21 protein-coding genes are annotated in these 24,321 nt (G+C 74.0%); 13 read left to right on the top strand and 8 right to left on the bottom strand.

What is annotated here, in order from left to right; all coding sequences use genetic code 11:
- Positions 1-2: 2 nt before the first annotated feature.
- On the top strand, positions 3-1,523 hold the full coding sequence (locus tag DFQ13_RS28505; RefSeq protein WP_110082058.1) for a cobyric acid synthase: 1,521 nt from the start codon (positions 3-5) through the stop codon (positions 1,521-1,523).
- A 39-nt stretch (positions 1,524-1,562) separates the two neighbouring features.
- On the opposite strand, the gene DFQ13_RS28500 is transcribed toward DFQ13_RS28505, so the two are convergent.
- Positions 1,563-2,237, bottom strand: coding sequence for a FadR/GntR family transcriptional regulator (locus tag DFQ13_RS28500; protein WP_181400183.1), 675 nt, complete (start codon positions 2,235-2,237; stop codon positions 1,563-1,565).
- A gap of 47 nt (positions 2,238-2,284) precedes the next feature.
- Between DFQ13_RS28500 and DFQ13_RS28495 the strand changes: the two genes are divergently transcribed.
- The gene (locus DFQ13_RS28495; RefSeq protein WP_233438612.1) at positions 2,285-3,577 is read left to right on the top strand and encodes an MFS transporter; all 1,293 of its coding nucleotides are present in this window, start codon (positions 2,285-2,287) and stop codon (positions 3,575-3,577) included.
- A gap of 42 nt (positions 3,578-3,619) precedes the next feature.
- Here DFQ13_RS28495 and DFQ13_RS28490 read toward each other — a convergent pair whose 3' ends face one another.
- Both DFQ13_RS28490 and DFQ13_RS28485 read right to left on the bottom strand, forming a co-directional pair.
- Positions 3,620-5,002: a mycothione reductase gene (locus DFQ13_RS28490; RefSeq protein WP_110082004.1), complete on the bottom strand. Its 1,383-nt coding sequence runs from the start codon at positions 5,000-5,002 to the stop codon at positions 3,620-3,622.
- A 42-nt stretch (positions 5,003-5,044) separates the two neighbouring features.
- A complete protein-coding gene (locus tag DFQ13_RS28485; protein WP_035280860.1) occupies positions 5,045-5,581 on the bottom strand; it encodes a YbhB/YbcL family Raf kinase inhibitor-like protein in 537 nt (178 codons plus the stop codon).
- A 226-nt stretch (positions 5,582-5,807) separates the two neighbouring features.
- Between DFQ13_RS28485 and DFQ13_RS28480 the strand changes: the two genes are divergently transcribed.
- A complete protein-coding gene (locus DFQ13_RS28480) occupies positions 5,808-6,902 on the top strand; it encodes a M48 family metallopeptidase (protein WP_035280863.1) in 1,095 nt (364 codons plus the stop codon).
- Positions 6,903-6,987: 85 nt separating this feature from the next.
- Here DFQ13_RS28480 and DFQ13_RS28475 read toward each other — a convergent pair whose 3' ends face one another.
- Both DFQ13_RS28475 and DFQ13_RS34565 read right to left on the bottom strand, forming a co-directional pair.
- Positions 6,988-7,317: a YnfA family protein gene (locus DFQ13_RS28475; RefSeq protein ID WP_035280865.1), complete on the bottom strand. Its 330-nt coding sequence runs from the start codon at positions 7,315-7,317 to the stop codon at positions 6,988-6,990.
- A gap of 4 nt (positions 7,318-7,321) precedes the next feature.
- A complete protein-coding gene (locus DFQ13_RS34565; RefSeq protein WP_233438611.1) occupies positions 7,322-8,233 on the bottom strand; it encodes a M15 family metallopeptidase in 912 nt (303 codons plus the stop codon).
- Positions 8,234-8,355: 122 nt separating this feature from the next.
- Between DFQ13_RS34565 and DFQ13_RS28465 the strand changes: the two genes are divergently transcribed.
- Positions 8,356-9,129, top strand: coding sequence for a S1 family peptidase (locus DFQ13_RS28465; protein WP_110082002.1), 774 nt, complete (start codon positions 8,356-8,358; stop codon positions 9,127-9,129).
- A 12-nt stretch (positions 9,130-9,141) separates the two neighbouring features.
- The gene (locus DFQ13_RS28460; RefSeq protein ID WP_035280869.1) at positions 9,142-9,585 is read left to right on the top strand and encodes a GNAT family N-acetyltransferase; all 444 of its coding nucleotides are present in this window, start codon (positions 9,142-9,144) and stop codon (positions 9,583-9,585) included.
- Between the two features lie 200 nt (positions 9,586-9,785).
- Here DFQ13_RS28460 and DFQ13_RS28455 read toward each other — a convergent pair whose 3' ends face one another.
- The gene (locus tag DFQ13_RS28455) at positions 9,786-10,952 is read right to left on the bottom strand and encodes an 8-amino-7-oxononanoate synthase (RefSeq protein ID WP_110082001.1); all 1,167 of its coding nucleotides are present in this window, start codon (positions 10,950-10,952) and stop codon (positions 9,786-9,788) included.
- A gap of 63 nt (positions 10,953-11,015) precedes the next feature.
- Between DFQ13_RS28455 and DFQ13_RS28450 the strand changes: the two genes are divergently transcribed.
- From DFQ13_RS28450 to DFQ13_RS28430, 5 genes are all read left to right on the top strand, one after another.
- A complete protein-coding gene (locus DFQ13_RS28450; RefSeq protein WP_110082000.1) occupies positions 11,016-11,984 on the top strand; it encodes a cobalt-precorrin-4/precorrin-4 C(11)-methyltransferase in 969 nt (322 codons plus the stop codon).
- Between the two features lie 48 nt (positions 11,985-12,032).
- On the top strand, positions 12,033-13,220 hold the full coding sequence (locus tag DFQ13_RS28445) for a bifunctional cobalt-precorrin-7 (C(5))-methyltransferase/cobalt-precorrin-6B (C(15))-methyltransferase (protein WP_110081999.1): 1,188 nt from the start codon (positions 12,033-12,035) through the stop codon (positions 13,218-13,220).
- 232 nt (positions 13,221-13,452) lie between these two features.
- The gene (locus DFQ13_RS28440; RefSeq protein WP_110081998.1) at positions 13,453-14,241 is read left to right on the top strand and encodes a serine protease; all 789 of its coding nucleotides are present in this window, start codon (positions 13,453-13,455) and stop codon (positions 14,239-14,241) included.
- A 216-nt stretch (positions 14,242-14,457) separates the two neighbouring features.
- Positions 14,458-15,300: an alpha/beta hydrolase family protein gene (locus tag DFQ13_RS28435; RefSeq protein WP_110081997.1), complete on the top strand. Its 843-nt coding sequence runs from the start codon at positions 14,458-14,460 to the stop codon at positions 15,298-15,300.
- 137 nt (positions 15,301-15,437) lie between these two features.
- Complete coding sequence (locus tag DFQ13_RS28430) at positions 15,438-16,325, top strand: hypothetical protein (protein WP_146241379.1); 888 nt, start codon at positions 15,438-15,440, stop codon at positions 16,323-16,325.
- A gap of 15 nt (positions 16,326-16,340) precedes the next feature.
- Here the strand turns inward: DFQ13_RS28430 and DFQ13_RS28425 are convergent, their stop codons facing one another.
- The gene (locus DFQ13_RS28425) at positions 16,341-16,571 is read right to left on the bottom strand and encodes a hypothetical protein (protein ID WP_035280879.1); all 231 of its coding nucleotides are present in this window, start codon (positions 16,569-16,571) and stop codon (positions 16,341-16,343) included.
- Between the two features lie 334 nt (positions 16,572-16,905).
- Here DFQ13_RS28425 and DFQ13_RS28420 point away from each other — a divergent pair, with 334 nt between their 5' ends.
- Positions 16,906-18,480, top strand: a complete 1,575-nt coding sequence (locus DFQ13_RS28420) for a DEAD/DEAH box helicase (RefSeq protein WP_052020960.1) — start codon at positions 16,906-16,908, stop codon at positions 18,478-18,480.
- Positions 18,481-18,633: 153 nt separating this feature from the next.
- Here the strand turns inward: DFQ13_RS28420 and DFQ13_RS28415 are convergent, their stop codons facing one another.
- On the bottom strand, positions 18,634-22,212 hold the full coding sequence (locus DFQ13_RS28415) for a carboxypeptidase regulatory-like domain-containing protein (RefSeq protein WP_219994686.1): 3,579 nt from the start codon (positions 22,210-22,212) through the stop codon (positions 18,634-18,636).
- Positions 22,213-22,475: 263 nt separating this feature from the next.
- On the opposite strand from DFQ13_RS28415, the gene DFQ13_RS28410 reads away from it, so the two are divergent.
- Both DFQ13_RS28410 and cobA read left to right on the top strand, forming a co-directional pair.
- Entirely contained in the window at positions 22,476-22,982 is a 507-nt protein-coding gene (locus tag DFQ13_RS28410) for a winged helix-turn-helix domain-containing protein (protein ID WP_146241378.1), read from the top strand.
- Positions 22,983-23,030: 48 nt separating this feature from the next.
- Entirely contained in the window at positions 23,031-24,254 is a 1,224-nt protein-coding gene (gene cobA, locus DFQ13_RS28405; protein ID WP_110081994.1) for a uroporphyrinogen-III C-methyltransferase, read from the top strand.
- Positions 24,255-24,321 lie beyond the last annotated feature (67 nt).

Genomic DNA, 24,321 nt, shown 5'->3' with positions numbered 1-24,321 from the left:
GGATGGTCGGAGCACTGCTGGTCGCGGGCACGACGTCGGACGCGGGTAAGAGCGTCCTCGTCGCCGGTCTGTGCCGCTGGTTGGCCCGCCGCGGGGTGCGGGTGGCGCCGTTCAAGGCGCAGAACATGTCGAACAACTCGATGGTCACCCCGGACGGCGGTGAGATCGGCCGGGCGCAGGCGGTGCAGGCCGCCGCGTGCGGCCTGGAACCGTCGGTGCGGTTCAACCCGGTGCTGCTCAAGCCCGGGTCCGACCGCAGCTCGCAGGTCGTGGTGCTGGGCAGGCCGGTGGGGGTGGCGAGCGCCGTGTCCTACCGGGAGCGCAAGGCCGAGCTGATGACGACCGTGCTGGACACCCTCGCCGGGTTGCGCGCGGACTACGAGGCGGTGGTCTGCGAGGGCGCCGGGTCGCCGACCGAGATCAACCTGCGCGCCACCGACATCGCCAACATGGGGCTGGCGCGCGCCGCCGGGCTGCCGGTGCTGGTGGTCGGCGACATCGACCGCGGCGGGGTGTTCGCGCACCTGTTCGGCACCCTGGCCCTGCTCGACGCCGCCGACCAGGCGCTGGTCAGCGGGTTCGTGGTCAACAAGTTCCGGGGCGACCCGGCGCTGCTCGACCCCGGGCTGGTCCAGTTGCGCGGGCTGACCGGCCGCCCGGTGCTGGGGGTGTTGCCGTGGCGGGAGGAGCTGTGGCTCGACGCGGAGGACTCGTTGTCCTACACCGCTGACGGGGTCGTCGGCAGGCCCGCGCCCGCGCTGGGCTCGCAGTGGCTGCGGGTCGCGGTGGTGCGGCTGCCGCGCATCTCCAACGCCACCGACGTCGAGGCGCTGGCCTGCGAGCCGGGGGTGTCGGTGCGGTTCGTCACCGAGCCCTCGCGGCTGGCCGACGCCGACCTGGTGGTGCTGCCCGGGTCGAAGTCCACCGTGGCCGACCTGGCCTGGCTGCGCTCGACCGGGCTGGCCGACGCGGTCGCCGCGCACGCCGCCAAGGGGCTGCCGGTGCTGGGGATCTGCGGCGGCTTCCAGATGCTCGGCGCGCGCATCGAGGACCGGGTGGAGTCCGGCGCGGGCGTGGTCGACGGGCTGGGCCTGCTCGACGTCGACTTCGAGTTCGCCGAGGAGAAGACCCTGACCCGCCCGACCGGGACCGCGTTCGACGTCCCGGCGACCGGTTACGAGATCCACCACGGCCGGGTCGTGCGCACCACCCTGCCCGGCCTGTTGACCCTCCCTGACGGAACCGGGGAGGGCGCGGTGTCCGGCGCGGTCCTGGGCACCCACTGGCACGGCCTGCTGGAGGACGACGGCGTGCGCCGCGCCCTGCTGCGCCGCGTCGCCGCCTGGTCCGGCCGCGACGGTTTCCTCGGGGCCGACGACGTCTCCTTCACCGCCGCCCGAGCCGCCCAGCTCGACCTGCTCGGCGACCTGGTCGCCGAGCACCTCGACACCGACGCGGTGCTGCGCCTGCTCGACCGGGGAGCGACCCCCGGGCTGCCGTTCGTGCCACCGGGCGCGCCCTAGACCACCGGGCACCGTCACCGGTGTCCCGGCGGCGGGTGCTCAGTCGGCCTCGATGCCCGCGATCAGTTCGTCGAGGAAGCCGCCCGCCTCGGCGGCCGCGCGGTCGGCGTCGCGCTCGCGGATGGCGGTGAGCAGGCCGCCGTGGTCGATGTCGGCGTTGCGCGGGGTGGCGTCGACCGTGCTGGCGACCGAGGCGCGGACGATCTCGGTGAGGCCGGAGTACAGCTCGGCGAGCAGGGCGTTGTGCGAGCAGCGCACCACGGCGATGTGGAAGGCCGCGTCCTGGTCGACGCCCGCCTCGTAGTCCTTGGCGACCATCGACCGGTCGCGCCGGGCGAGCAGTTCGGTCAGCTCGGTCAGGTCGGCGTCGGTGCGGTGCTCGGCGGCCATCCGGGCGCCCTCGACCTCCAGGATGCGCCGGACCTGGAGCACGTCGCGCAGCTCGGTGCCCGCGAGCCTGCGCACCGCGCCGGAGAACTCGCTGGTCGCCCGGACGAAGGTGCCGTCGCCCTGGCGGACCTCCAGGAGACCGGCGTGCGAGAGGGCGCGGACCGCCTCGCGCACGGTGTTGCGGCCCACGCCGAGGGCGGCGACGAGCTCGGGCTCGGTCGGGATGCGCTCCCCGACCTTCCACTCCCCGCCTGCGATGGCCGAACGCATCTGTTCGATCACCTGGTCGACGAGGCCCGATCGCCGGGTAGTGGCCAGCGGCACAGCGCCATCCTCTCGGTCAAACATCCTACGTTTGTCATACTCGGTCCATGACGGTCCAGCGCTGCCCGCAGTCGCCCACGGGTGCCCAGGTCGCCGGGAACGTCAAGAGTGCCATGGACACCCTGTCGCACAGTGGGCCATCAGGACGCAAGCTCGGGGTGGGACGTCGCAACACCGCGCTGGTCGGCACTCCGCTGCTGGTCGCGGGCGTGGCCTGCGCGGCGGCGAACCTGCGCCCCGCCGTCACCAGCCTGGCCTCGGTGCTGGAGGAGGTCCGGGTCTCGGTGGGCGCCGGGGAGACCTGGGCGGGCCTGCTCACGGCCGTCCCCGCGGTCTGCTTCGGCGCCGCGGGCGTGCTCGCCCCCAAGGTCGGCCGGTCGCTGGGCGTGGCCCGCGCGATCGGCGCGGCGATGGCGGTGCTGACCCTGGGCCTGCTGCTGCGCGTCCTCGACGGCCCGTGGGTGGTCCTGGCGGGCACGCTGGTCGCCTGCGCCGGGATCGCGGTGGGCAACGTGCTGATCCCGGTCGTGATCAAGTCCGCCTTCCCGCGGCGGGTGGGCGTGGTGACCGGCGTGTACACGGCGGCGCTGGCCGCGGGCGGCGGCCTCGGCGCGGCGCTGACCTCCCCGCTCTCGACCGCCCTGGGCGGCTGGCGCGGCGCGCTGGCGGCGTGGGCGCTGCTCGGCGCCGGGGCGCTGCTTGTGTGGTCGGCGGGCGCCCGCCACTCCGATACCGAGGCCGACGTCGCCGCGGCGGCGGCGGCGGTCGTGGGCCGGTCGCTGCTGCGCAACCGGCTGGCGTGGACGGTGACGGCGTTCTTCGGCCTGCAGGCCCTCGTCGCCTACACCGTGATGGGGTGGATGCCCGAGCTGTTCGTCGACGCGGGCCTGCACCGCGACACGGCGGGGCTGATGCTGGCGATCACCAGCCTCATCGGGGTCCCGGTGAGCCTGCTGGTGCCGCCGCTGGCCGCCCGCGCCCGCGACCAGTCGGCCTGGATCGTCGGCATGACCCTCATCGGCGGGGTGGGCGTGCTGGGCCTGTGGCTGGCGCCCGCCGCGGCGCCGCTGCTCTGGGCGGTCCTCGTCGGGGTGGGCATGAGCGTGTTCTCGCTGGCGGTGATGGTCATCTCACTGCGCACCGGCAACGCCGCCGACACCGCCACGCTCTCGGCCATGGCGCAGAGCCTCGGCTACCTGATCGGCGCCCTCGGCCCGTTCGCGTTCGGCTCCCTGCACTCGCTGACCGGCGGCTGGACCGCGTCACTGGTGCTGATCCTGGCCGTCATCGCGGTCCAGGCGGTGGTGGGACACGCCGCGGGCCGGACCCGCACCGTCTGACCCCTCCCGGTCGGTCCGCTGCCGGACCGACCGGGGTGGGGATCAGTCCAGCGGCAGGTTGAGCAGGGCGTTCTCGATCAGCTCGGGCATCGCCGGGTGGACCCAGTACTGCCCCCTGGCCATCGACCTGGCGTCCAGGCCGAAGCTCATGGCCTGGATCAGCGGCTGGATCAGGGTGGGTGCCTGCGGGCCGAGGATGTGCGCGCCGAGCAACTGCCCGGTCGCCGGGTCGGCCAGGAGCTTGGCGAAGCCGGTGGTGTTCTCCATGGCCCAGCCGTAGGCGATGCCCGCGTAGTCCTGGGTCGCGGTCACGTACCGGACGCCCCGGTCGAGCGCCTGCTGCTCGGTGAGGCCGACCGAGGCGATCTGCGGTGCGGTGAACACCGCGTGCGGGACGAAGCGGTGGTCGGCGGCCACCAGGTCGTCGGGGTGCAGCAGGTTGTGCTGCACGACCCGCGCCTCGTGGTTGGCCACGTGCTTGAGCTCCCACGGGGAGCTGATGTCGCCCAGCGCCCAGACGCCCTCGGCGGTGGTCCGCTGGTACTCGTCGACCACCACGTGCCCGGACCCGGTGACCTCGATGCCGCCCCTGTCGACGTCGAGCCGGTCGGAGTTGGGCGTGCGGCCGGTGGCCAGCAGCAGCACCTCGCCCTCTGCGGTCGTGCCGTCGTCCAGCTCGACCAGGACCCCGGTGTCGGTCTTGGCGACCCGGCGGACCTGGCGGCCCAGCCGCAGGTCCCAGCGCTGCCGGGCCAGCTCGGTGAACCGCTCGCTGATGTCGCGGTCCTCCTGGCGCAGCAGCACCCCGCCGCGGGCGACCACGGTGACCTCGACGCCGTAGGCGGAGAACACGTGCGCGAACTCGGCGGCGATGAACCCGCCCCCGATCACGACCATCCGAGCGGGCAGCTTCTCCAGGCGCATCACCGTGTCGCTGGTGTGGTACTCGACCTCGTCGATGCCGGGGATGTCCGGGACCACCGCCCGCCCGCCCGCGGCGAGCACCACGCGCTCACCGGAGATGGTCACCGGGTCCGACCCGTCGTTCGGGGTGATCTCCAGCGTGCGGTCACCGGTGAACCGGGCCTCGCCCGCGAACACCGTCACGTTGGCGTTGTCCGGGTGGTCGGTCCGGTACTCCCGGCCGCCCGCGGCGATCGGGTCGATCCGGCCGAAGACCCGGTCGCGGATCTGCGGCCAGTGCACCGCGTCCAGCGTCTCGTCGACCCCCAGCTTCGACGACGACGACGGCATCAGCGCGATGTCCGCGGTGTGGACGAACATCTTGGTCGGGATGCAGCCCACGTTGAGGCAGGTCCCGCCGAACACCCCGCGCTCCACCATCGCCACCTTGAGGTCCGCGAACCGCGGGTCGAGGAGCGAGTTGCCGGAGCCGGTCCCGATGATCACCAGATCGAAGCGCACGCCTCATCCAACCCCATCGACCGGCTCCGGCATTCCCCGCCGTCAGTGCCGGTAGGTCGGGGTCAGCACGGCCCGCCCCAGGGTGTGGAAGGCCAGGTTGAAGCTGACCACCGCCGGGCTGGTCGAGCCGTCGACCTCCAGGGCGTCCACGTCGACCGCGTGCACCACGAAGTAGTAGCGGTGGTCCTGGTCGCCCTGCGGCGGCGCGGCCCCCGCGTACCCGTGCGCGCCCATGTCGTTGGCCACGTGGAACGCGTCCCCGGGCAGCGACGCGTCGTCGGCGCCCGCGCCCCGCGGCAGGGAGGTGGTCTCGGCGGGGATGTTCACCGCGACCCAGTGCCAGAACCCACCGGGGATCGGGGCGTCCGGGTCGAAGCAGGTGACGACGTAGCTCCTGGTGCCCTCGGGGGCGCCGCTCCACGACAGCGCGGGGGAGGTGTTCGCGCCGTTCGCGGAGTCGTGCACGTGCGCGAGGTCGAGCTTCGCGCCGTCGGCCACGTCGTCGGAGGTGACGGTGAACGAGGCCACGGCGGGCAGCAGCTCGTACGGGTCGGGCGCGACCGGGCGGTCGAGGCTCATGCGCTCCTTCTTCCTGGCTGGTCCGGCGGCGGACCGGCTGATCCGCCGACCGCGAATCTAGTCGCGCCGGGCGACGCCCGCGTGGTCGCGACCGCCGCCTGTGGACAACTCGGCCGGGGCTCAGGGTCATCCCCGATATCCCCCCGGGGTTGTGGACAAATCGCCCCCCGATTCCCCGAACCGGCCTACTGTGGTGGCGAATCCAAGGGGAGAAACGGGGAACACAGTGACCGACAGTCCGGACAACGGTGTCAACGACGTGAACGAGGTCTCGCAGTCGTCGACGCGGGTGCGCTTCGCGCGCATCAGCCCGCGCGCGTACGAGCACCCGGTGGACCGGGGCGCGATGGCCACGCTGCGCGCGGTCCCCGGCGTCTCCGAGGTGCTCAAGGGCGCCGCGGGCCTGTTCTCCGAGCGCGGCGAGCGGCTGATGGCCCTGGCCTCGGCGATCCGGGTGGGGGAGAACCAGTACCCGAAGCTCGACCGCCTGCGCAACGAGTGCGCGGAAACCCTCGACCTCGACGTCGTCCCCAAACTCTTCGTCGAGCGCAACCCGGTGGCCAACGCCATGACGGTGGGCATCGACGAGCCGTTCATCGTGCTCACCACCGGCCTGGTCGAGGCGCTGGACACCGAGAGCCTGCGGTTCGTCATCGGCCACGAGATGGGCCACGTCCTCTCCGGGCACGCGGTGCTGCGCACCCTGCTGATGCGTCTGCTGCACCTCCAGTTGACCATCGCCTTCCTGCCCGCGGGCGCCCTCGCGCTGCGCGCGGTCATCGCCGCCCTGCGCGAGTGGTTCCGCAAGGCGGAGCTGACCTGCGACCGCGCGGGCCTGCTCTGTGCCCAGGACCCGGCCGCCGCCCTCCGCACGCACGTCTACCTCGCGGGCGGCACCGACCTGACCCAGATCGACATCCCCTCGTTCCTGCAGCAGGCGCGCGAGTACGAGGAGGTCGACGACATCCGCGACAGCATCCACAAGCTGCGCAACGTCGAGGGCATGAGCCACCCGTTCGCCGTCGTCCGCGCCGCCCAGCTCCAGCGCTGGGCCGCCTCGGCGGAGTACCGGGCCATCCTCGCGGGCGAGTACCCCCGCCGCGACGACGACGCCCCCACCAGCAACCTGGGCGACGACATGAAGTCGGCGGCCAAGTCCTACAAGGATTCCTTCAACAACTCCACCGACCCCCTGGTGAAGATCCTCAACGACGTGGGCGGCACCCTCTCCAACGCCGCGGGCAAGGTCTTCCGCGGCTTCGGCGGCAACGGCGGCAACGGCGACACCACCGCCGAGCAGGAGCCGACCCCGAAGAGCTGACCGGGTTGTGGGGGCGGGCCCGCAGGACCGCGGGCCCGCCGCTGCCGCGCGGTGCGGGCACGGCGTCGTCGTGGCCCGCGCCGCGTCAGCGCGGCGCGTACATGATCAGCACGACCCCCACCAGGCACACCGACGCCCCCAGCACGTCCCACCGGTCCGGTCGGAACCCGTCCGCCACCACCGCCCACAGCAGCGACCCCACCACGAAGACCCCGCCGTAGGCGGCCAGCACCCGCCCGAACGCCGCGTCGGGCTGCAACGTCGCCACGAACCCGTACGCCCCCAGCGCCACCACTCCGCCGAGCACCCACACCCAGCCCCGGTTCTCCCGGATGCCCTGCCACACCAGCCACGCCCCGCCGATCTCCGCCACCGCCGCCAACACGAACAGCAGCACCGACTTCACCACCGTCACGCCGTCACCGCCCCAGTGCGGAGAAGTGCTGGATGTCCTTCGGCGACGACCACTCCCCGCCCCACGACCACCCGATCGCGGCGAAGGCTCGCACGGCCGTGTCCCCGGCGAACACCATGCCGGGTCGACGGTTCTTGCGGTCCACATAGGACGATGCCAGTTCCGGCAGCACCAGGTCCCCCTGGATGTAGGGGTTGCAGAACGGGTTGATGTCCAACGCCAACCCGTAGGCGTGCGCCGACCACGACGACAGCTTCCTGCCCTTGCGGCAGACGAACGCCCCGGTGTTGTTCCCGTCCCCGGTCGGCGCCAGGTCGAGTTCCGGCGCGGCCGTCACCCGCATCTCCTCGATCGGGAAGCGCTCCGCGTACAGCGCCCGGAACACCCCCGCCACCCCCTCGGCGGCCGAGGCGTTCACGATCATCTCCCCGGTGTGCGCCTTGCCGTCGAACCCCCAGAACGACATCGTCAGGTACCGAAGCTGCGCCAGTGCCACCGGGCACCCCGGCTGCCAGGTGCTGCGCGCCACCACCGCCTCCGGAACCGGCGCCACCGTCACCGCGAACCGGCCGTCCACGGGCGGTGGGAGCAGGTCGGCGGTCGGCAGCGCCCGGTCGGCCAGCACGGCGGGGGTCGGCAGCACCTGGCCGAAGCCGTCCGGCCGCAACGGCAGCGGTGTCGCACCGACCACCCACGCCGGCGCGGCGGTGGTGGTCGGCGGTGGGGGAGCCGAAGTCCGGGGTGCGCCGGTCGCCGACGGCGGCGCGGCGGTGGTCGGCGCTGCCGCGGCGGTCGGAGCGGGTGGGTCGGGGGAAGCCGCGGCCGCTCGCCCCTGCTCCTCCGGTGTGGTGCAGGCGCCCAGGACCAGGGCGACCGACAGGGCGGTGATCAGGCGGTCGAGCGATCGGCGGAACACGGGACCAGGATGCACCACCTGCCGAGTCCACCCGGTCGGGTGACAGCGCGGAGGAACCATTCGGGGGCGCGACGGCCTAGGCTGTCACGCAAAGTCGCCCACTCTCACGCACAGGAGTCGAGATGCGATCCTCCACGCGCCGGGTGTTCGGCGTCGTCGCCGCGGTCGCCGTCCTGGCCACCGCCGCCGCCGCCCTGCTCGGGCCGTTCACGGCCGACGCGGGCCAGCAGATCGTCGGTGGCCAGCGGGTCGGCATCGCCGACCACCAGTACGCCGTCTACCTGACCACCGCCGACGGCTTCCAGTTCTGCGGCGGCACCCTCGTCGCCCAGGACAAGGTGCTCACCGCCGCGCACTGCGTGGCCGCCCGCTCGGCGGAGAACCTGCGCGTGGTGTCCGGCCGGGAGGACAAGAACAGCACCGAGGGCGTCGTCTCCCCGATCAGCAAGCTCTGGGTGCACCCCCAGTTCACCAGGGTCACCGAGGGCAACGACGTGGCCGTGCTCACCCTGGCGAAGAAGGTGCCCAGCACCCCGCTCCCGCTGGCCACCGACCCCGGCGGCTACGCCGCGGGCACCAAGGCCACGGTCCTGGGCTGGGGGCGCACCTCCGAGGGCGGCGCCACCTCCCGCTACCTGATGGGCGCGCAGGTCCCGCTGACCTCCGACACCACCTGCGCGGGCGCCTACACCGACTACGACGCCGCCACCATGGTCTGCGCGGGCCTGCCGGAGGGCGGGGTCGACACCTGCCAGGGCGACTCGGGCGGTCCGCTGGTGATCAGGGGCAGGCTCGCGGGCGTCTCGTCCTGGGGTGTGGGCTGCGCCGAACCGGGCAGGCCGGGGGTCTACGCCAGGGTCGCCGACTTCATCCCCGTGATCACCGCGCAGTTGTGATACCCAGGCGGGGTGACTGAACTGCGCGTCGCGGCAGGCCCCGAGCTGACCGCAGCCGAACTGCACGGACTCCTCAGGCTCCGGTGCGACGTGTTCGTCGTGGAGCAGCGGTGCCCGTACCCCGAGGTCGACGGCCTCGACCTCGACCCCGACACCCTGCACCTGTGGTGGCAGCCCGGCGCGGAACCACTGGCCTGCCTGCGGGTCCTCGGTGCGCCCGGCGCGGTCCGCCGGATCGGCCGGGTCTGCACCGCCGAGGCGGCGCGCGGCACCGGTCTGGGCGGCAGGCTGATGGCCGCCGCCTTGGAGCACATCGGCGGCGACGAGAGCGAACTGCACGCCCAGGTCACCGCCCAGGGCCTCTACGCGCGCTTCGGCTACGCGCCCGAAGGCGAGCCCTACGACGAAGACGGCATCACGCACGTCCACATGCGCCGCCCCGCGATCCCGCGGTAGCGAGCGGGTGCAGCGGCGGAACCGGCTCCCCTGCCTCGGCGGACCCCTGGTCGGCCGCACCAGGCTCCCGCACCCGGAGGACTGTCCCGGTGCCGCGGTAGGAGGTCCACACCGGGGAATCGCCGTCCCGATGCTCGAAGCCGTTCAGGGTGTCCTGACCGCGCCGGAACGCCCGTGGCCCGGGAACCGCTCCGGGTCGCTCAGGGCTTCGGTGCCGTGCGGGTGATCACGTCCACCGCGCGCTCCAGCTCCGGTTCGGTCAGGTCGGCGCGCGCGGTCAGCCGCAGCCGGGAGACCGAGTCCGGCACCGACGGCGGCCGGAAGCAGCCGACCCACACCCCGGCCGCGCGGCAGTCCTCCGACCAGCGCAGCGCCGCGTCCGCCGACGGCGCCCGCACCGACACCACGGCCGAGGCCGGGTCGCTGACGGTGAGCCCGGCCTCGCGCAGCCGCACCGCCAGCGTCATCGCGTTGGTCAGCACCCGCTCGGCGCGTTCGGGCTCGTCCTTGAGCGTCGTGAGCGCGCTCAGCGCCGCCGCCGCGCTGCCCGGGGCCAGCCCGGTGTCGAAGATGAAGCTGCGCGCGTTCTCCACCAGGTGCCGGATCACCTTGCGCGGCCCCAGCACCGCACCGCCCTGCGAGCCCAGCGCCTTCGACAGCGTCACCGTGGTCACCACGTCCGGCGCGCCTGCCAGCCCGGCGGCGTGCACCGCGCCGCGACCGCCCTCGCCGAGCACCCCGAGGCCGTGCGCGTCGTCGACCAGCAGCGCCGCGCCGTGCTCGCGGCAGGCGCCCGCCAGCTCCGCCAACGGGGCCAGGTCGCCGTCCACGCTGAACACCGAGTCGGTCACGTACACCGCGCGCTCGGTCTGCTTGGTCGCCAGCGCCCGCGTCGCGGCGGGCACGTCGCAGTGGCCCACCACGGCCACCTGGGCGTGGGAGAGCCTGCACCCGTCGATCAGGGACGCGTGGATGTTGGCGTCGGTCACGATCGAGCAGTTCTTGCCCGTCAGCGCGGTCACCGCGGCGAGGTTGGCGGTGAACCCGGAGGAGAACACCAGCGCCGCCTGGGTGCCGCAGAACCGGGCCAGCTCGAACTCCAGCTCGCTGTGCAGCTCGGTGCTGCCGGTGACCAGCCGCGACCCGGTCGACCCGGTGCCCCAGCGCAGCGCCGCCGCCGCGGCGGCCCCGCCGACCCGCTTGTCCCTGGCCAGCCCCAGGTAGTCGTTGCCCGCGAGGTCCAGCAGGTCCGAGTCCGGCCGCCGCGGCCGCAGCTGCCTGCTCAGGCCCGCGCGTTTGCGGTCCTCGGCGTGCGCGTCGAGCCAGGACAGCGCCTGCTCGCCCGGGATGGGTCCGTCGGGGTTCACGCGTGCGAGTCTGACACCGGGCCGGTGGCGGGCGGGCACCCGGGCAGGCGATACGGTCACCGCATGCGTGCCGTGGTGAGTTTCGTGGGAGCCGGGCCCGGAGCGGCCGACCTGATCACCCTGCGCGGGGCGGCCCGGATCGGTGCCGCCGACGTGGTGCTGTTCTCCCCCGCGGCGGTCGACCCGACCTGGTTGCGCGAGCAGGCGCGCGCCGACGCGGAGCTGGTCGACGTGACCCGCCTCGGCGCCGACGAGCTGCTGGAGGTCTACCGCACGGTGGGCAGCAGGCTCGGCCGCGTGGTGCGCCTGCTGGCCGGTGACCCGGCCCTGGTGCCGGACCTGCGCGAGCAGCGCGAGACCTGCGAGAAGCTCGGGCTCGACGTCGAGGTCGTCCCCGGGGTCTCCCCGGTCTCGGCCGCCGCCGCGTCCACCGGCACCACCCTGGTCGAACCCGGGGCCGACACCGTGGTGAGCGTCGAGGGCGTCGAGTCGGTGCGCGAGCTGGCGTCGCCGGGGCGGACCCTGGTCGTGCACGCCCCCGCCGCCCGCGCCGCCGACCTGGCCGAGGCGCTGCTCGCCGCGGGCCTGGAGGGCGACGTGCCGGTGACGGTGGCCTACAAGGTCACCTGGCCGTCGGAGGCGGTGCTGCGCACGACCGTCGCCGAGCTGGCGGCGGAGGTGAAGAAGGCCAACCTCTGGCGGCACGCGCACTTCCTCGTCGGCGACACCACCCGCGCCCGCCCCCGCCCGGGTTACCGGGTCGTCGAGGGCGACCAGCCCGCCCGCTGGACCGCCCGCGCCCGCAGGCCGAGGGTGGCGGGCGAGGCCCGGCAGACCTGGCCGCGCCGCGGCGGGTCCACCGCCGAACCCGAGGCGCAGCAGGCGGAGCCGGTGGTCGAGCAGCAGGGTGCGGAAGCGGTGCAGGCGGAGGAGAAGGCGGTCGCGGTCAAGCGCGGCACCAAGGCGGCGGCGAAGAAGCCCACCGCCCGCAGCCCGCGCACCCCGGCCCGGCGCGGGGCGAAGAAGGCCTGACCGCCCGCGCGTTCCCGACCCCGGGGGCGGCGTGGTCGAATACCGCGCATGACGGTGACGGTGATCGGACTCGACCGGCAGGGACTGCCGCCGGGGGCCGGTTCGGTGTTGGCGCAGGCGCGCCTGGTGGTCGGCCCCCGGCACCTGCTGGAGCGGCACGTGCCGCCGGACCGGGCGACGCTCGACAGCACCGGTGGCCTGCCGGTCGACGACATCGCCGTGGCCGAGGGCCCCACCGCCGTCCTGGTGGCGGGCGACGCCGGGTACTTCGGCGACCTGCGGGCGCTGCGGGCGCGCAAGCTCGACGTGGTCGCCTGGCCGTCGGTCACCGACGTGCAGCGGATGGCCGCGCTGGTGAAGCGGCCGTGGGACGACATCGCCGTGGTCAGCGCCCGGGGCCGCGACTTCCGGCACGCGGTCAACGTCTGCCGGGCCCGCAAGGCCGTCGCCGTGCTCACCGCCCCGGGCGCCGGTCCGGCCGAACTGGCCCGCGAACTGGACGGCTGGCGGCGCAACATCGCGGTGCTCGAACACGTCGGCAGCCCGGGCGAACGACTGTCCATCTTGGACGTCAGCGAGGCCGAGCGGCGGGTGTGGCGGGAGCCGAACCTGGTGCTGTGCCTGGCCTCGCTGGACAGCATCGGCCAGGACGGGTGGATCGCGGGCGGCGACCCGGTGCCCCCGGTGGGCGGCTGGGCGCTGGAGGACAGCGCGTTCGCCACCCGGACCGGGGTCGGCCTGGCACCGGAGGTGCGGGCGCTGGTGCTGGCCCGGCTCGCGCCCCGGCCGGGGGCGCTGGTGTGGGACGTGTGCGCGGGGTCGGGCGCGGTGGGCATCGAGGCCGCCCGGCTGGGCGCGGCGGTGATCGCGGTGGAGCGCGACTCCGGGCTGTGCGTGCGGATCGTGGCCAACGCCGGGGCGCACGGGGTGGACGTGCGACTGGCCGACGGGGAACCCACCCGGGTCCTCGGCTCGCTGCCGCGACCGGATTCGGTGTTCGTCGGCTCCTCGCAGCCGGAGGTGGTGCGCGCCTGCGCCGCGGCGGGCGCGGAGCGGGTGGTCGTGCTGGTGCCCGAACCGGACCGGCTGGGCGGCACGCGGCGCGCGCTGGCCGACGCCGGGTACGCGGTGCGCGGGTGCCAGTTGTCGGTGGCCGAACTCGTCGCGCTGCCCGACGACACCACCGGGTTGCAGCCGTCGACGGCGACGTTCCTGCTGTGGGGCACGCGCGCCTGAGAACACGGCGGGATCTGCCCGTGTCCAGCCGATCGACCCCTCCCGGGCGAAGTCCATCCGAAAGTCGGGTCGGTCCGAAATCCTCGATGCCCAGGTGGAAAGCCACCTCGGCATCCCCTTCACCCGATCGGCCCAGTTCTTTCGCGGGTGTCGTCCGGCGGTGACCGGCCGGTAGCCATGGGTCGACGCCCGGGAACGCCCTCCCGGTCGACCGGCACGAAGGAGGAAGACCATGGCTGAGGCAAGGCGGTTCGCCCGCCTGATCGGGGTTGCCGCAGCGGTGCTCGCGGCGGGCGCCGCCGCGACGGTGTCGACCGCGCAGGCCGATCCCATCACGCCCTACGTCGTCGGCGGCGAGGCCGCCGACATCGCCGACTTCCCGTACACCGTCGCGCTCACCACGCCCGACGGCTTCCAGTTCTGCGGCGGCTCGCTCGCCCGGGCCGACAAGGTGGTGACCGCCGCGCACTGCGTGGAGGGCACCTCGCCGTCGCAGATCGAGGTCGTCTCCGGGCGGACCGACCTGACCGCCGCCGGTGGCCAGACCACCCAGGTGACCGACGTCTGGGTGCACCCGGACTACAGCGACCCGGCGATCAGCGCGGACGTCGCCGTGCTGACCCTGGGCAGCGACCTGTCCGCTCCCCCGATCGCCGTGGCGGGTCCCGGTGACGAGGACCTCTACGCGGCGGGCACCGACACCACCGTGCTCGGCTGGGGCACCACCTCCGAAGGCGGTTCCGCCTCCGACACGCTGCTCAAGGCGTCGGTTCCGGTGACCTCCGCGGCCGACTGCGCCACCGCCTACGGCTCGGACTTCATCGCCGACTCGATGGTGTGCGCGGGCGTCCCGGGCGGCGGCGTGGACTCCTGCCAGGGCGACTCCGGCGGCCCGCTGGTCGCGGGCGGCAAGCTGATCGGCGCGGTCTCCTGGGGCGAGGGCTGCGCCCGCCCGGGCAAGCCGGGCGTCTACACCAAGCTCATCACCTTCTCGGCCGACATCCAGGCCCGGTTGGGTTGAGCCCGCCACCGCCGCGGGGAACCGGTTCCCCGCGGCGGTGCCCGCCCGGTTCTCGGACAACCCTCAGGAATCGACAAAAACAATGCCGCGGGGTTGTGGCGCGGTTAGTCGCCGTCGCGCGTCGGGCGGCGGGTGTGGGCTTTTTCCCACGCAGCCCCTAGGGTCGTTGGCCGCCCCATAAGATCACCGCAGGGGACCGTGACGAGCGGAGAACTTGTGAACGCTGCGCGAACTGCACGACTGTCCCGACGGGCCCTGCTGTGGGGTGGTGCCGGTCTGGGGGCGAGCCTGATCGCCGGGTGCCAGCGGGAACCGGCGACCCCCGGGGCGGGCTCGGACCTGCTGCGCAGCAGCCCGCCGACGACCGACGCCGCGCCGGTGGTCACCGCGCGGAACCTGTCCACCGCCCGCTACCGCGAGGTCGACTTCGTGGTCATCCGCCCCGGCGGCGTGCCCGCCGCGCCGATGCCGGTGTGCGTCGCGCTGCACGCGGACCTGCGCGGTGCCAAGAGCTTCGTGTCCTACGGCGTGCAGCGGATGCTGACCGACCTGGTCGCCGGGGGCGCGACCCCGTTCGCGGTCGCGGCGGTCGACGGCGGCAACTGGGTGGGGCACAAGGACGACGACCCGCAGCGGATGCTCACCGAGGACCTGCCCGGCTGGCTGGAGCGCCAGGACCTGGCGGGCACCCCGTTCGCCGCCGTCGGCATCGACGAGGGCGGCGCGGGCGCGCTGCACCTGGCCCGCACCCCCGGCCTGTCCGCGGTCGCCGCGATCAGCCCCACCCTCTTCGACACCTGGTCGGACGCCGAGCGCTCCAAGATCTACCGGCAGCGCGAGCAGTGGGAGGACGTCGAGCCGCTGCGCCACGCCCCCGAGTACGCCAACCTCCCGGTCGGCGTGTGGTGCGGCAGCCAGGACCGCGACTACCTGCCCACCAGCAAGGCCTTCGCCACGGCCGTGGGTGCCACCGCCACCTTCACCGCGGGCGGGCACGACGACGCCTACTTCACCCGCGCGCTGCCCGAGGCGCTCAAGTTCGTCGCGGGCTACCTGTAGGTTGGGTGCGGCGGGCACCCACCGGGGGACGTGGGCCGCGCGACGCTGGGCTGCGGGGTTCGAGCAGCGGAAACGGGCACCGGGAATGGGCAGAGGGACATGGGCACTGGGGACATGGGCACTGGGGACCGGACACGATGACTGAGCCCGGCGTGGGCACGCCGCACGGGGAGCCGCTGCGGCTGGGTGTCGTCCCGTTGCGACCGCTCGCTCTCCACGACCTCGTCGAGGGCGCGTACCTGGCGGTCCGCCGCAACGCGGGCGCCCTGCTCGGCTTCACCCTCGGCGTGCTGCTCGCGGTGGAGCTGCTGCACTGGCTGCTCAGCACCCTCGTCCTCGGCTCGGTCCCGTCGGCGTCGGCCGTGCCCACCGACGGGACGGCGAGCTGGGAGCAGCTACGCCCGCTGGTGATCGACTACCTGCTCTACCTCGGCCTCGGTTCCGTGTTCGGCCTGCTGATCACCGGCGTGGTGACCGTCGTGGTCACCCGCGCCGTCTTCGGCCACCGCACCGGTCTGGGCCCCGCGCTGGCCGAGACCGGTCGGGCGCTGCCCAGGCTGCTGGGCGTGCTGCTGGTCGAGGCCCTGCTCATCGGGCTGATCGCCTTCGCCAACATCGCGCTGCTGGCCGTCCTCGGCCCGGTCGCGGTCCTGCTGATGATGATCACCCTGCCCGCCGTGGTCTACCTGGCCATCGCGTTCACCTTCGCCCAGTCGGTGGCCGTGGTCGAGGAGGTGTCCCCGGTGGCGTCGCTGAGCCGCTCGCGCGAACTGGTGCACGCGGTGGGCTGGTGGCGCGTCCTCGGCGTCACCGCCCTGGTGGTGCTGGCGGGCGGGCTGCTCGCCGCGCTCGCGCAGGCGCTCTTCGCGCAGATCAGCGGCGGCAGCACGGTGGCCGACCTGCTGGCGGTCGCGCTGGTGGGCACGGTGCAGGCCGGTTTCGGCGGTGCCGTGCTCTGCCTGCTCTACGTCGACCACCGCGCGCGCGTCGAGGGCATCGACGGCCTCTGGCACAAGGCGGGCTGAACCCGCCCGACCGTCCTACAGCACCGGTGCGACGTGGACCGGGCGGGCGCTGTCGGGGGCCTCGCTGTCCTCGTCCAGGCCGAGCATCCGCAGCAGGGTCAGGCAGTCCTCCGGGTCGGTCGCGTAACCGGCCACGGTGCGCGCCGCGCGAATCCGCTGGGCCGTCATGCCCTCCCTGGCGTCGGTCCTGGCCTGGTTGAACTCGTCGGCGGCGCCGCGCGTGACGTCGGTGTCGCTGACCGTCATGGGTACTCCAAAGGGGGGTCTACGGCACCGCGTGCGGGTGCCGGGAGGGTGTCGTCGCAAGGGGGGAGCCGGGACCGGGCGTCGGCCGGGGCGGTGTCGCCGCCGCACGCCGGGGTGCTGGCGGGAAAAACACTACCCCACCCGCGATCCGGCCCCCATCGCGGCGTTCCCGGTAGGATGGTGGTGACGGCGGCCCCACCGGTCGCCCGTCCCACGTCGGTCCCCTGCGCCGCGGCCGGGTTCCGCGCCGAGCAGGACGGCGACCCACCACGATCTCGATGATCACCGCCGACCAGGCATGACATCCCGAGTCCTCTACGTTCGGAGACGCCCCATGGCGGCCAGCCGCCCCGGTTCCACCCCTTCCGCCGAGCCCGGTTTCGCCGAGCTCGGTGTGCCCGCCGAGCTGGTGTCCGCACTGGCCGAGGTGGGCGTGCACGCGCCGTTCCCCATCCAGTCCGCCACCCTGCCCGACTCGCTGGCGGGCCGCGACGTGCTCGGCCGGGGCCGCACCGGCTCCGGCAAGACCTACGCGTTCCTCATCCCGGTCCTGGCCCGGATCGCCGCCGTGGCGGGCAGGCCCCGGCCGGGCAGGCCGCGGGCGCTCGTCCTGGCCCCGACCCGCGAGCTGGCCACCCAGATCCACGACGCGGCCGCGCCGCTGGCCGCCGCCCTGGGGCTGCGCGCCACCACCGTCTTCGGCGGGGTCCGCCCCGGCCCGCAGGTCACCGCCCTCAAGGCGGGCGTCGACCTGCTCGTCGCCTGCCCCGGCAGGCTGGAGGACCACCTGGCCGAGGGGCACGCCCGGCTCGACGACGTCGCCGTCACCGTGCTCGACGAGGCCGACCACATGGCCGACCTGGGCTTCCTGCCGGTGGTCCGCAGGCTGCTCGACCGCACCCCGCCGTCGGGCCAGCGGCTGCTGTTCTCCGCGACCCTGGACAACGGCATCGACGTCCTGGTCCGCCGCTACCTGACCGACCCGGTCACCCACAGCGTCGACTCGGCCCAGTCGCCCAACGCCGCGATGACCCACCACGTGCTGCACGTGGACGGCACCCACCGGCTGCCGGTGCTGGTCGACCTGGCCTCGGCCCCCGGCCGCTCGCTGGTGTTCACCCGCACCCGCCGCGGCGCCACCCGGCTGACCCGCCAGCTCGTCGCCGCGGGCGTGCGCGCGGTCGAGCTGCACGGCGACCTCGGCCAGCAGGCCCGCACCCGCAACCTGACCGCGTTCGCCGAGGGCACCGCCCCCACCCTGGTCGCCACCGACATCGCCGCCCGGGGCATCCACGTCGACGACGTCACCCTGGTCATCCACGCCGACCCGCCGGTCGAGCACAAGGCCTACCTGCACCGCTCCGGCCGCACCGCCCGCGCGGGCGCCGCGGGCACGGTGGTCACGCTGATGACCGACGAGCAGGTGGAGGACGTCCGCGCCCTGACCCGCAAGGCGGGCATCAAGCCCACCACGACCAAGGCGGGCCCCGGCCACCCCCTCCTGGCCGAGTTGGCACCGGGCGAGCGGGTGTTGGTCGAGGTCTCCGAACGCGCGGCGACCCCGCGCAAGCGCCCCGGCAAGCCCCGCGCCGACAAGCCGGTGGGCGACAAGAGCACCGACTCCGGGACCACGGCGGCGGGCTCGCAGCGCTCCGGCGGCCAGCGTTCCGGCGGTCAAGGCGGCCGAGGCAGGCAGCGCGCGGGCGGCTCGGGCCGCGCGGGCACCGCGGCGGGCTCGGCGCGCACCGGCACCGGGTCCGGTCGGACGGGCTCCGGCCGCTCGGGCGGCTCCACGCCGAGGGCGGCGGAGCCCAGGGCCGAGTCCTCCGGCCAGGGTGGCGGTCAGAGCAGCAGCGGTGGTGGGGCGGCGGCGTTCTCCGCGCGGTCCGGCTCGGGCCGCAGGCGGTAGGACCCGCTCCACTGCCGTGACTCCCCGGGGTCTGCCGCCGGTTCTCGGAACGGTCGGTCGTCGCCCTGCCCGCGGTGGATCAATGGTGGGCTGTGGGACGGGAAGGCCCCTCCCGGCTGGTGCCGGGAGGGGCCTTCCGCTGTCAGGCGCCGACTACGGCAGTGCCCTGTCCGGCCGGTGGGTCAGCCGGATCGAGTTGACCACCGGCGGCTGCTTGCCGCGCAACGCGGCCAGTTCCACCGAGATCGACCCGCCTTCCGGCACCGTCACCCAGAACTCCCGGGTGTCCGCCGTGAGCGTTCCGACGGTCGCGGCGATGTCGTGGTTCGCCAGGACCTTCGTGCCGTTGAGCGACACGTCGAACACGCGCTTGCCCGCCACGATCGCGGGCTTCAGCTCCGCGAACGACAGCTCGACCTGGTAGGTGCCCGCCGGGAGGGCGTCGAAGCGGTAGCCGCCCGCGCTTTCCCGCTGGGTCTGGAAGAGGGTGTCGTCCTCGGTGCCCGCGATGGCCTTCTTGGTGGTGACGACCGGGCCGTTGCTCAGGTAGCCGTAGCCGCCCGGGGTCCAGGCGCGGTCGGCCACCCAGGAGTCCGCCGCCCGGTCGGTGTGGCCCGCGGTGGCGCCGACGTCCACGCCGGTGCGGTAGGCGGGGACCACCAGGGTGACCGGGACCACCAGCGTGGGCGTGCGGCCCGCGTTGGTCGTCAGGGTCACCGCGGCCTGGTGCACGCCGGGCAGCAGGCCGGTCGGGTCGACCCGGACGGTGATGTCCTGCTGCTGGCCCGGCTTGAGCGTCGCCGACCCCGGTACCGCCCACGCCCACGGCGCGTTGGAGGCCAGGGTGTAGTCGAGCGCCAAGTCGCTGGTGCTCTTGAGGGTCACCACCGCTGTGCGAAGCTGGCCGGACTGGCCCAGGAACGTCAGCGGCGCGGTGGGCAGTTCGGCCCGGGGTGTCTTCAGCGCGAAGTTCACGGTGAGGTCGCCGGACACGGTGATGTTCTTCGTCTGGGTCGCGTAGTTCGGCTTCGTCACCTCCACGCTGTAGGTGCCCGCCAGCAGGCGGGCCCGGTAGCGGCCGTCGGCGTCGGTGGTGAGCTTCGCCGTCTCCGCGCCCGCCTTGAGGACCCGGACGGTCGCGCCGCTGATCGGCGCCTTGTCGTTGGCGTCGGTCACCCGGCCGGTGGCGATGCCGGTCGGCGGCAGCTTGAACCGGATGGACTGGCCGTCGGCCAGGGCCGGGGCGTTGAGGGAGTACTGCAGCGCCACGGTGCCGGTCGCGTTCTCGATGCCGACGGTCGCCGACGCGCCCCGCTCGCGGGTGCTGTTCGGGTCGATCCCCCGGTAGCGCAGGGAGATCTCACCGCTCTCCGACAGCACGACCTCGAAGTCCACCCGGGTGGCGGTGGCCTGGTAGAAGGTCGCGTTGCGCCACTCCACGACGAACTCGCGGTTGGGCGCGGTGCCGGTGGTCTTGGTGGCCACCCGGCTGGTGGAGTCGAGCAGCAGGTCGTCCCAGAACGGGTAGATCGCCGCGTTCGGCGCACCGCCCGCCGGGAGCGCGACGTTGGAGTACGCCGTGCTCGACGCCAGGAAGTTCAGGTGCCCGTTGGTGGAGGCGAACGCCTGCGTGTAGTTGTTGCCGTAGAAGAAGAAGCTGAACGGCAGCGGCACGGCGACCGCCGAGTCGTCCCCGGTCAGCGCCAGCGGGGTGTCGCCCTCCACGTACGGCGCGGTGTCGAGCACGCAGTGGTTGCCGAACGAGTCGGCGCGGCTGGGCAGGGTGAACCCGACCACCTCGTCCCCGTCCACCACGACGTCCTTGGTCTGCGGGTCGGAGCAGCCGCCCGCCGACGCCGTGACGCGGTAGCCGCCCTCGGGCACGTTCGGGATGGAGTACGCCCCGGCCGCGTCCGTGGTCACCGCCGGGATCGGCGTGGACAGGACCTGCACGGTCGCGTTGGCGACCGGGCCGCCCTGCGCGTCGAGCACGGTGCCGGACACGGTGTGCCGGGCGACCGGGGTCAGCACGACTTCGCGGGTGACCGTCTCGTCCTCGGTGACCGTGGCGGTCCCCGAACCGCTGCCGTAGCCGAACGCGGACACGGCGACGGTGTAGTCGCCCACCGGCAGGACCGAGCCGTAGGCGCCGGTCGCGTCGGTGGTCAGCGTGCGGTTGCTCGGACCGGTGATGACCACGGTCGCGCCCGCGACCGGGGCGCCGCCCGCCGCGTCGGTGACGTGGCCCGCGAGCGTGCCCACCGGGCCGCGCGGGGAGCGGTCGACCGCGGCGAACGCGTCGAGTTTGCCCTCGCCCCAGACGTTGTTGTCCGCCGCGGTGCCGCCGCAGGCGGTGTCGTTGACGTCGGTCGCGGACTCGTCGAGCAGTTCCTGCGTCCGGGTGATGTCACCGACCAGCGACGGTGCCGCCGACCACATCAGCGCCACCGTGCCGGAGGTGTGCGGCGCCGCCATGGAGGTGCCGCTGTTGAGCTCGTAGCCACCGCCGGGCACCGACGAGCGGACGTCGTCGCCCGGGGCGGCGATGTTCGGCTTCACGTCGCCGTTCTCGCCGGGGCCGCGGCTGGAGAACGACGCGATGGCGCCCGCGGAGTCGAACGCCCCCGAGGCGTAGGACTCCGTGTTGTCCCCGGGCGAGCCCGCGGTGTTGCACGAGGGCCCGGAGTTGCCGTTGGAGAACGACGGGAAGATGCCCGCCGCGCGCCAGGCGTTGACGGTGTCGCGGTACCACGGGTCGATCGTGGCGCCGTTGGACGAGCCCCAGGAGTTGTTGACCACCTGCGGGCGCAGGTCCGGGCGCGGGTCGGCGCCGGTCAGGTCGGTCGGGGCGAGCATCCACTCGCCGGAGGCCAGCAGCGAGGCGTCCGAGCAGCCGTTGGTCTCGCAGCCCTTCGCCGCGATCCAGCGGGCGCCGGGGGCGACGCCGACCTGGTTGCCCGCGCCGTCGTCGCCGACCATGGTGCCCATGGTGTGCGTGCCGTGGCCGTTGTTGTCGCACGGTGCCGCGCTCGGGCAGACCTCGGCCGGGTCGAACCAGTTGTGGTTGTGGTCGAAGGTGCCGCCGCCGGAGTTGCCGCGGTACTTGCCGACCAGCGCCGGGTGGTCGAACTCGACCCCGGAGTCGATGTTGCCGACCACGACGCCCTCGCCGCGCACGCCGAACTGCGACCAGACGTCGTCGGCGTTGATGGCCGCGAGGCCCCACTCCACCGAGTTCACCTCGGCCACCGCCTGGCTCGGCAGCGGCTTGGGCAGCTCGTAGGTGCGCGCGGGCAGGATCGACCTGACCTCGCCGTGCGCTGCCAGCGAGGTGGCCAGCGCCTCCGAGCCGTTGTGCACGCGCAGGGCGTTGGCGATGTAGAACGGCTTGTAGTCGACCTCGGCGGCGTCCAGCTCCTTGCGGACGGAAGCCTGGCTGCGGTCGGCGGTGGCGCGCAGCGCGTCCACCACCGCCTGGCCGCGGGCGTTCCAGTCGGCGACGCGGGACGGGCCGCTCAGGTCGGCCTTGTCGGTGAAGGAAACCCAGAAGTCGGTGCTGTCCTTGGCGTCGAACGCCGCGGCGACCGTCGTGTCGATCTTGTCGTTCGGGGACGGCGCGGCGGGCGCGGCGACCGCGGGCACGGTGAGCGCGCCGAGCAGGCCGAGCACGGCGGAGGTCAGGGTCAGGGTGGTCCGGCCTCGTGGTCTGCGCCGGTGGTGACTTGCTGACAAGATGGGACTCCCAACTCGCGCGGCAGGGTTCGCGCGTGACCACCGGTAGTCGAGTGCTGACTTTCCGGTTCCTCCTGACGCTGCCTGATCACGGGCGTCAAATGAAGGCGCGAATCCGGGCGGTATCGGGTCTTTTGGCGGGCGGTGACCGGTTTTTGCCCTCCCATTGCCTGGATCACACCCTTATTCCTGTAACGACGCGACCCCTATCGGTGACGTTCTTGTCAGTGGATGCCGAACTCGGCAGTGGGGGGTGGTGACCGGTGGAAACCGGGAACGTGCTGGAGCGCTTGGACGTTCCGTTAGTCCTCTGCGTGGGGACCAGCGCCGAGCAGTTGGCCGCGATCGCCGAGGCCACCCAGGGGCGCGCGGCCGTGCTGTACCTGCCGGACCAGCGGGCGCTGCGCACCGCCCTGGACACCACGATCGCCGAGGCGCCGCCGCTGCTGACCGCGCACCCGGTCGTGGAGTGCGGCGGCCTGCGGCTCGACCCGGGGTCGCGCTCGGCCACCTGGCACGGCGCCCCGCTGGCGCTGTCGGCCCGCGAGTTCGACCTGCTGTCCGCCCTGGCCGGGGAACCGGGTCGGGTGTGGACGTTCGCCGAACTCACCACGCACGTCTGGGGCAGGCCGTACGTGGGCGACACGCAGGCCGTCGTGTCCGCCGTCAAGCGCTTGCGCCGCCAGTTGCGCGCGGCCCCGGCCGACCTCGGCGTGGAGTCCGTGCGCGGCGTCGGGTACCGCGTCGCGGTGCCAGGTGGGTCACACTGATCGGGCACCGCGGGTGGTGATCGGGGCCGGAACCGTCATGCTGTCGCAATGAGCGAGCAGCACTACCTTGTCGGGCTCGACCTCGCGGGCCGCCGCGTCGTCGTGGTCGGCGGCGGCATCGTCGCCCAGCGCCGCCTGCCCCGCCTCGTCGGCTCCGGCGCCCTGGTCGAGGTCGTCTCGCCCGAGGCCACCCCGTCGGTGGAGGCCATGGCCGACGCGGGCGAACTGGTCTGGCACCGGCGCGAGTACCGCCCCGGCGACCTCTCCGGCGCCTGGTACGTGCTGTGCTGCACCTCCGACACCGCGGTCAACGTCGCCGTCGCCGAGGAGGCCGAACGGGTCCGGGTGTTCTGCGTGCGCGCGGACGCGGGCAGCGAGGGCAGCGCCGTGACCCCCGCCAGCGGCGAGTACGAGGGCCTGCTGGTGGGTGTGCTCGCCGGTGGGGCGCACCAGCGCTCGGCGGCCGTGCGCGACGGCCTGCTCGACGCCCTGCGCGAGGGCCGGGTGCCCGACGGGGCGCGGGCACCGGAGCTGCCCGGGGTGGCGCTCGTCGGCGGCGGGCCCGGCGACCCGGAGCTGATCACCGTGCGCGGCAGGCGGCTGCTCGCCCGCGCCGACGTCGTCGTCGCCGACCGCCTCGGCCCGCGCGAACTGCTCGACGAGCTGGCCCCCACGGTCGAGGTGATCGACGCCGCCAAGATCCCCTACGGCCGCGCCGCCACCCAGGACGCCATCAACGACGCCCTGATCACCCACGCCAAGGCGGGCAAGTTCGTCGTCCGGCTCAAGGGCGGCGACCCGTACCTGTTCGGCCGCGGCTTCGAGGAGCTGATCGCCTGCGCCGAGGCGGGCGTGCCGGTCACCGTCGTCCCCGGCATCACCTCGGCGTTCTCGGTGCCCGCCGCCGTCGACGTGCCGGTCACCCACCGCGGCGTCGCGCACGAGGTCGTGGTGGTCTCCGGGCACATCGGCCCGGACGACCCCGCCTCGCTGACCGACTGGGACGCGCTGGCCCGGCTCGGCGGCACCGTTGTGATCATGATGGGCGTGGACAAGCTGGACCGGTTCGCCGCCGTGCTGATCGCGGGTGGGCGGGCGGGGGACACCCCCGTGGCGGTGGTCCAGGAGGGCACGACGCGCAACCAGCGGGTGCTCCGGTCTACTTTGGACCGGGTGGCGGCGGACGTGGTCGAGCGGGGGATTCGGCCGCCCGCGGTAACGGTTGTCGGGCCGGTGGCGGGGCTGGCGCGGGAACTGGTGGGGCGGGACTAGAGCCCGGGATCGGCTGCTGTTCCGGGGTTTTTGCGGGGGTGCCCGGCTGGGTGGATGTGTTTGGCCG

It is taken from the genome of Actinokineospora spheciospongiae, assembly GCF_003182415.1.
GTDB classification, from domain to species: domain Bacteria; phylum Actinomycetota; class Actinomycetes; order Mycobacteriales; family Pseudonocardiaceae; genus Actinokineospora; species Actinokineospora spheciospongiae.
Note: the sequence above shows the minus strand (reverse complement) of the source record. Positions and strands in the feature narration are given on the sequence as shown.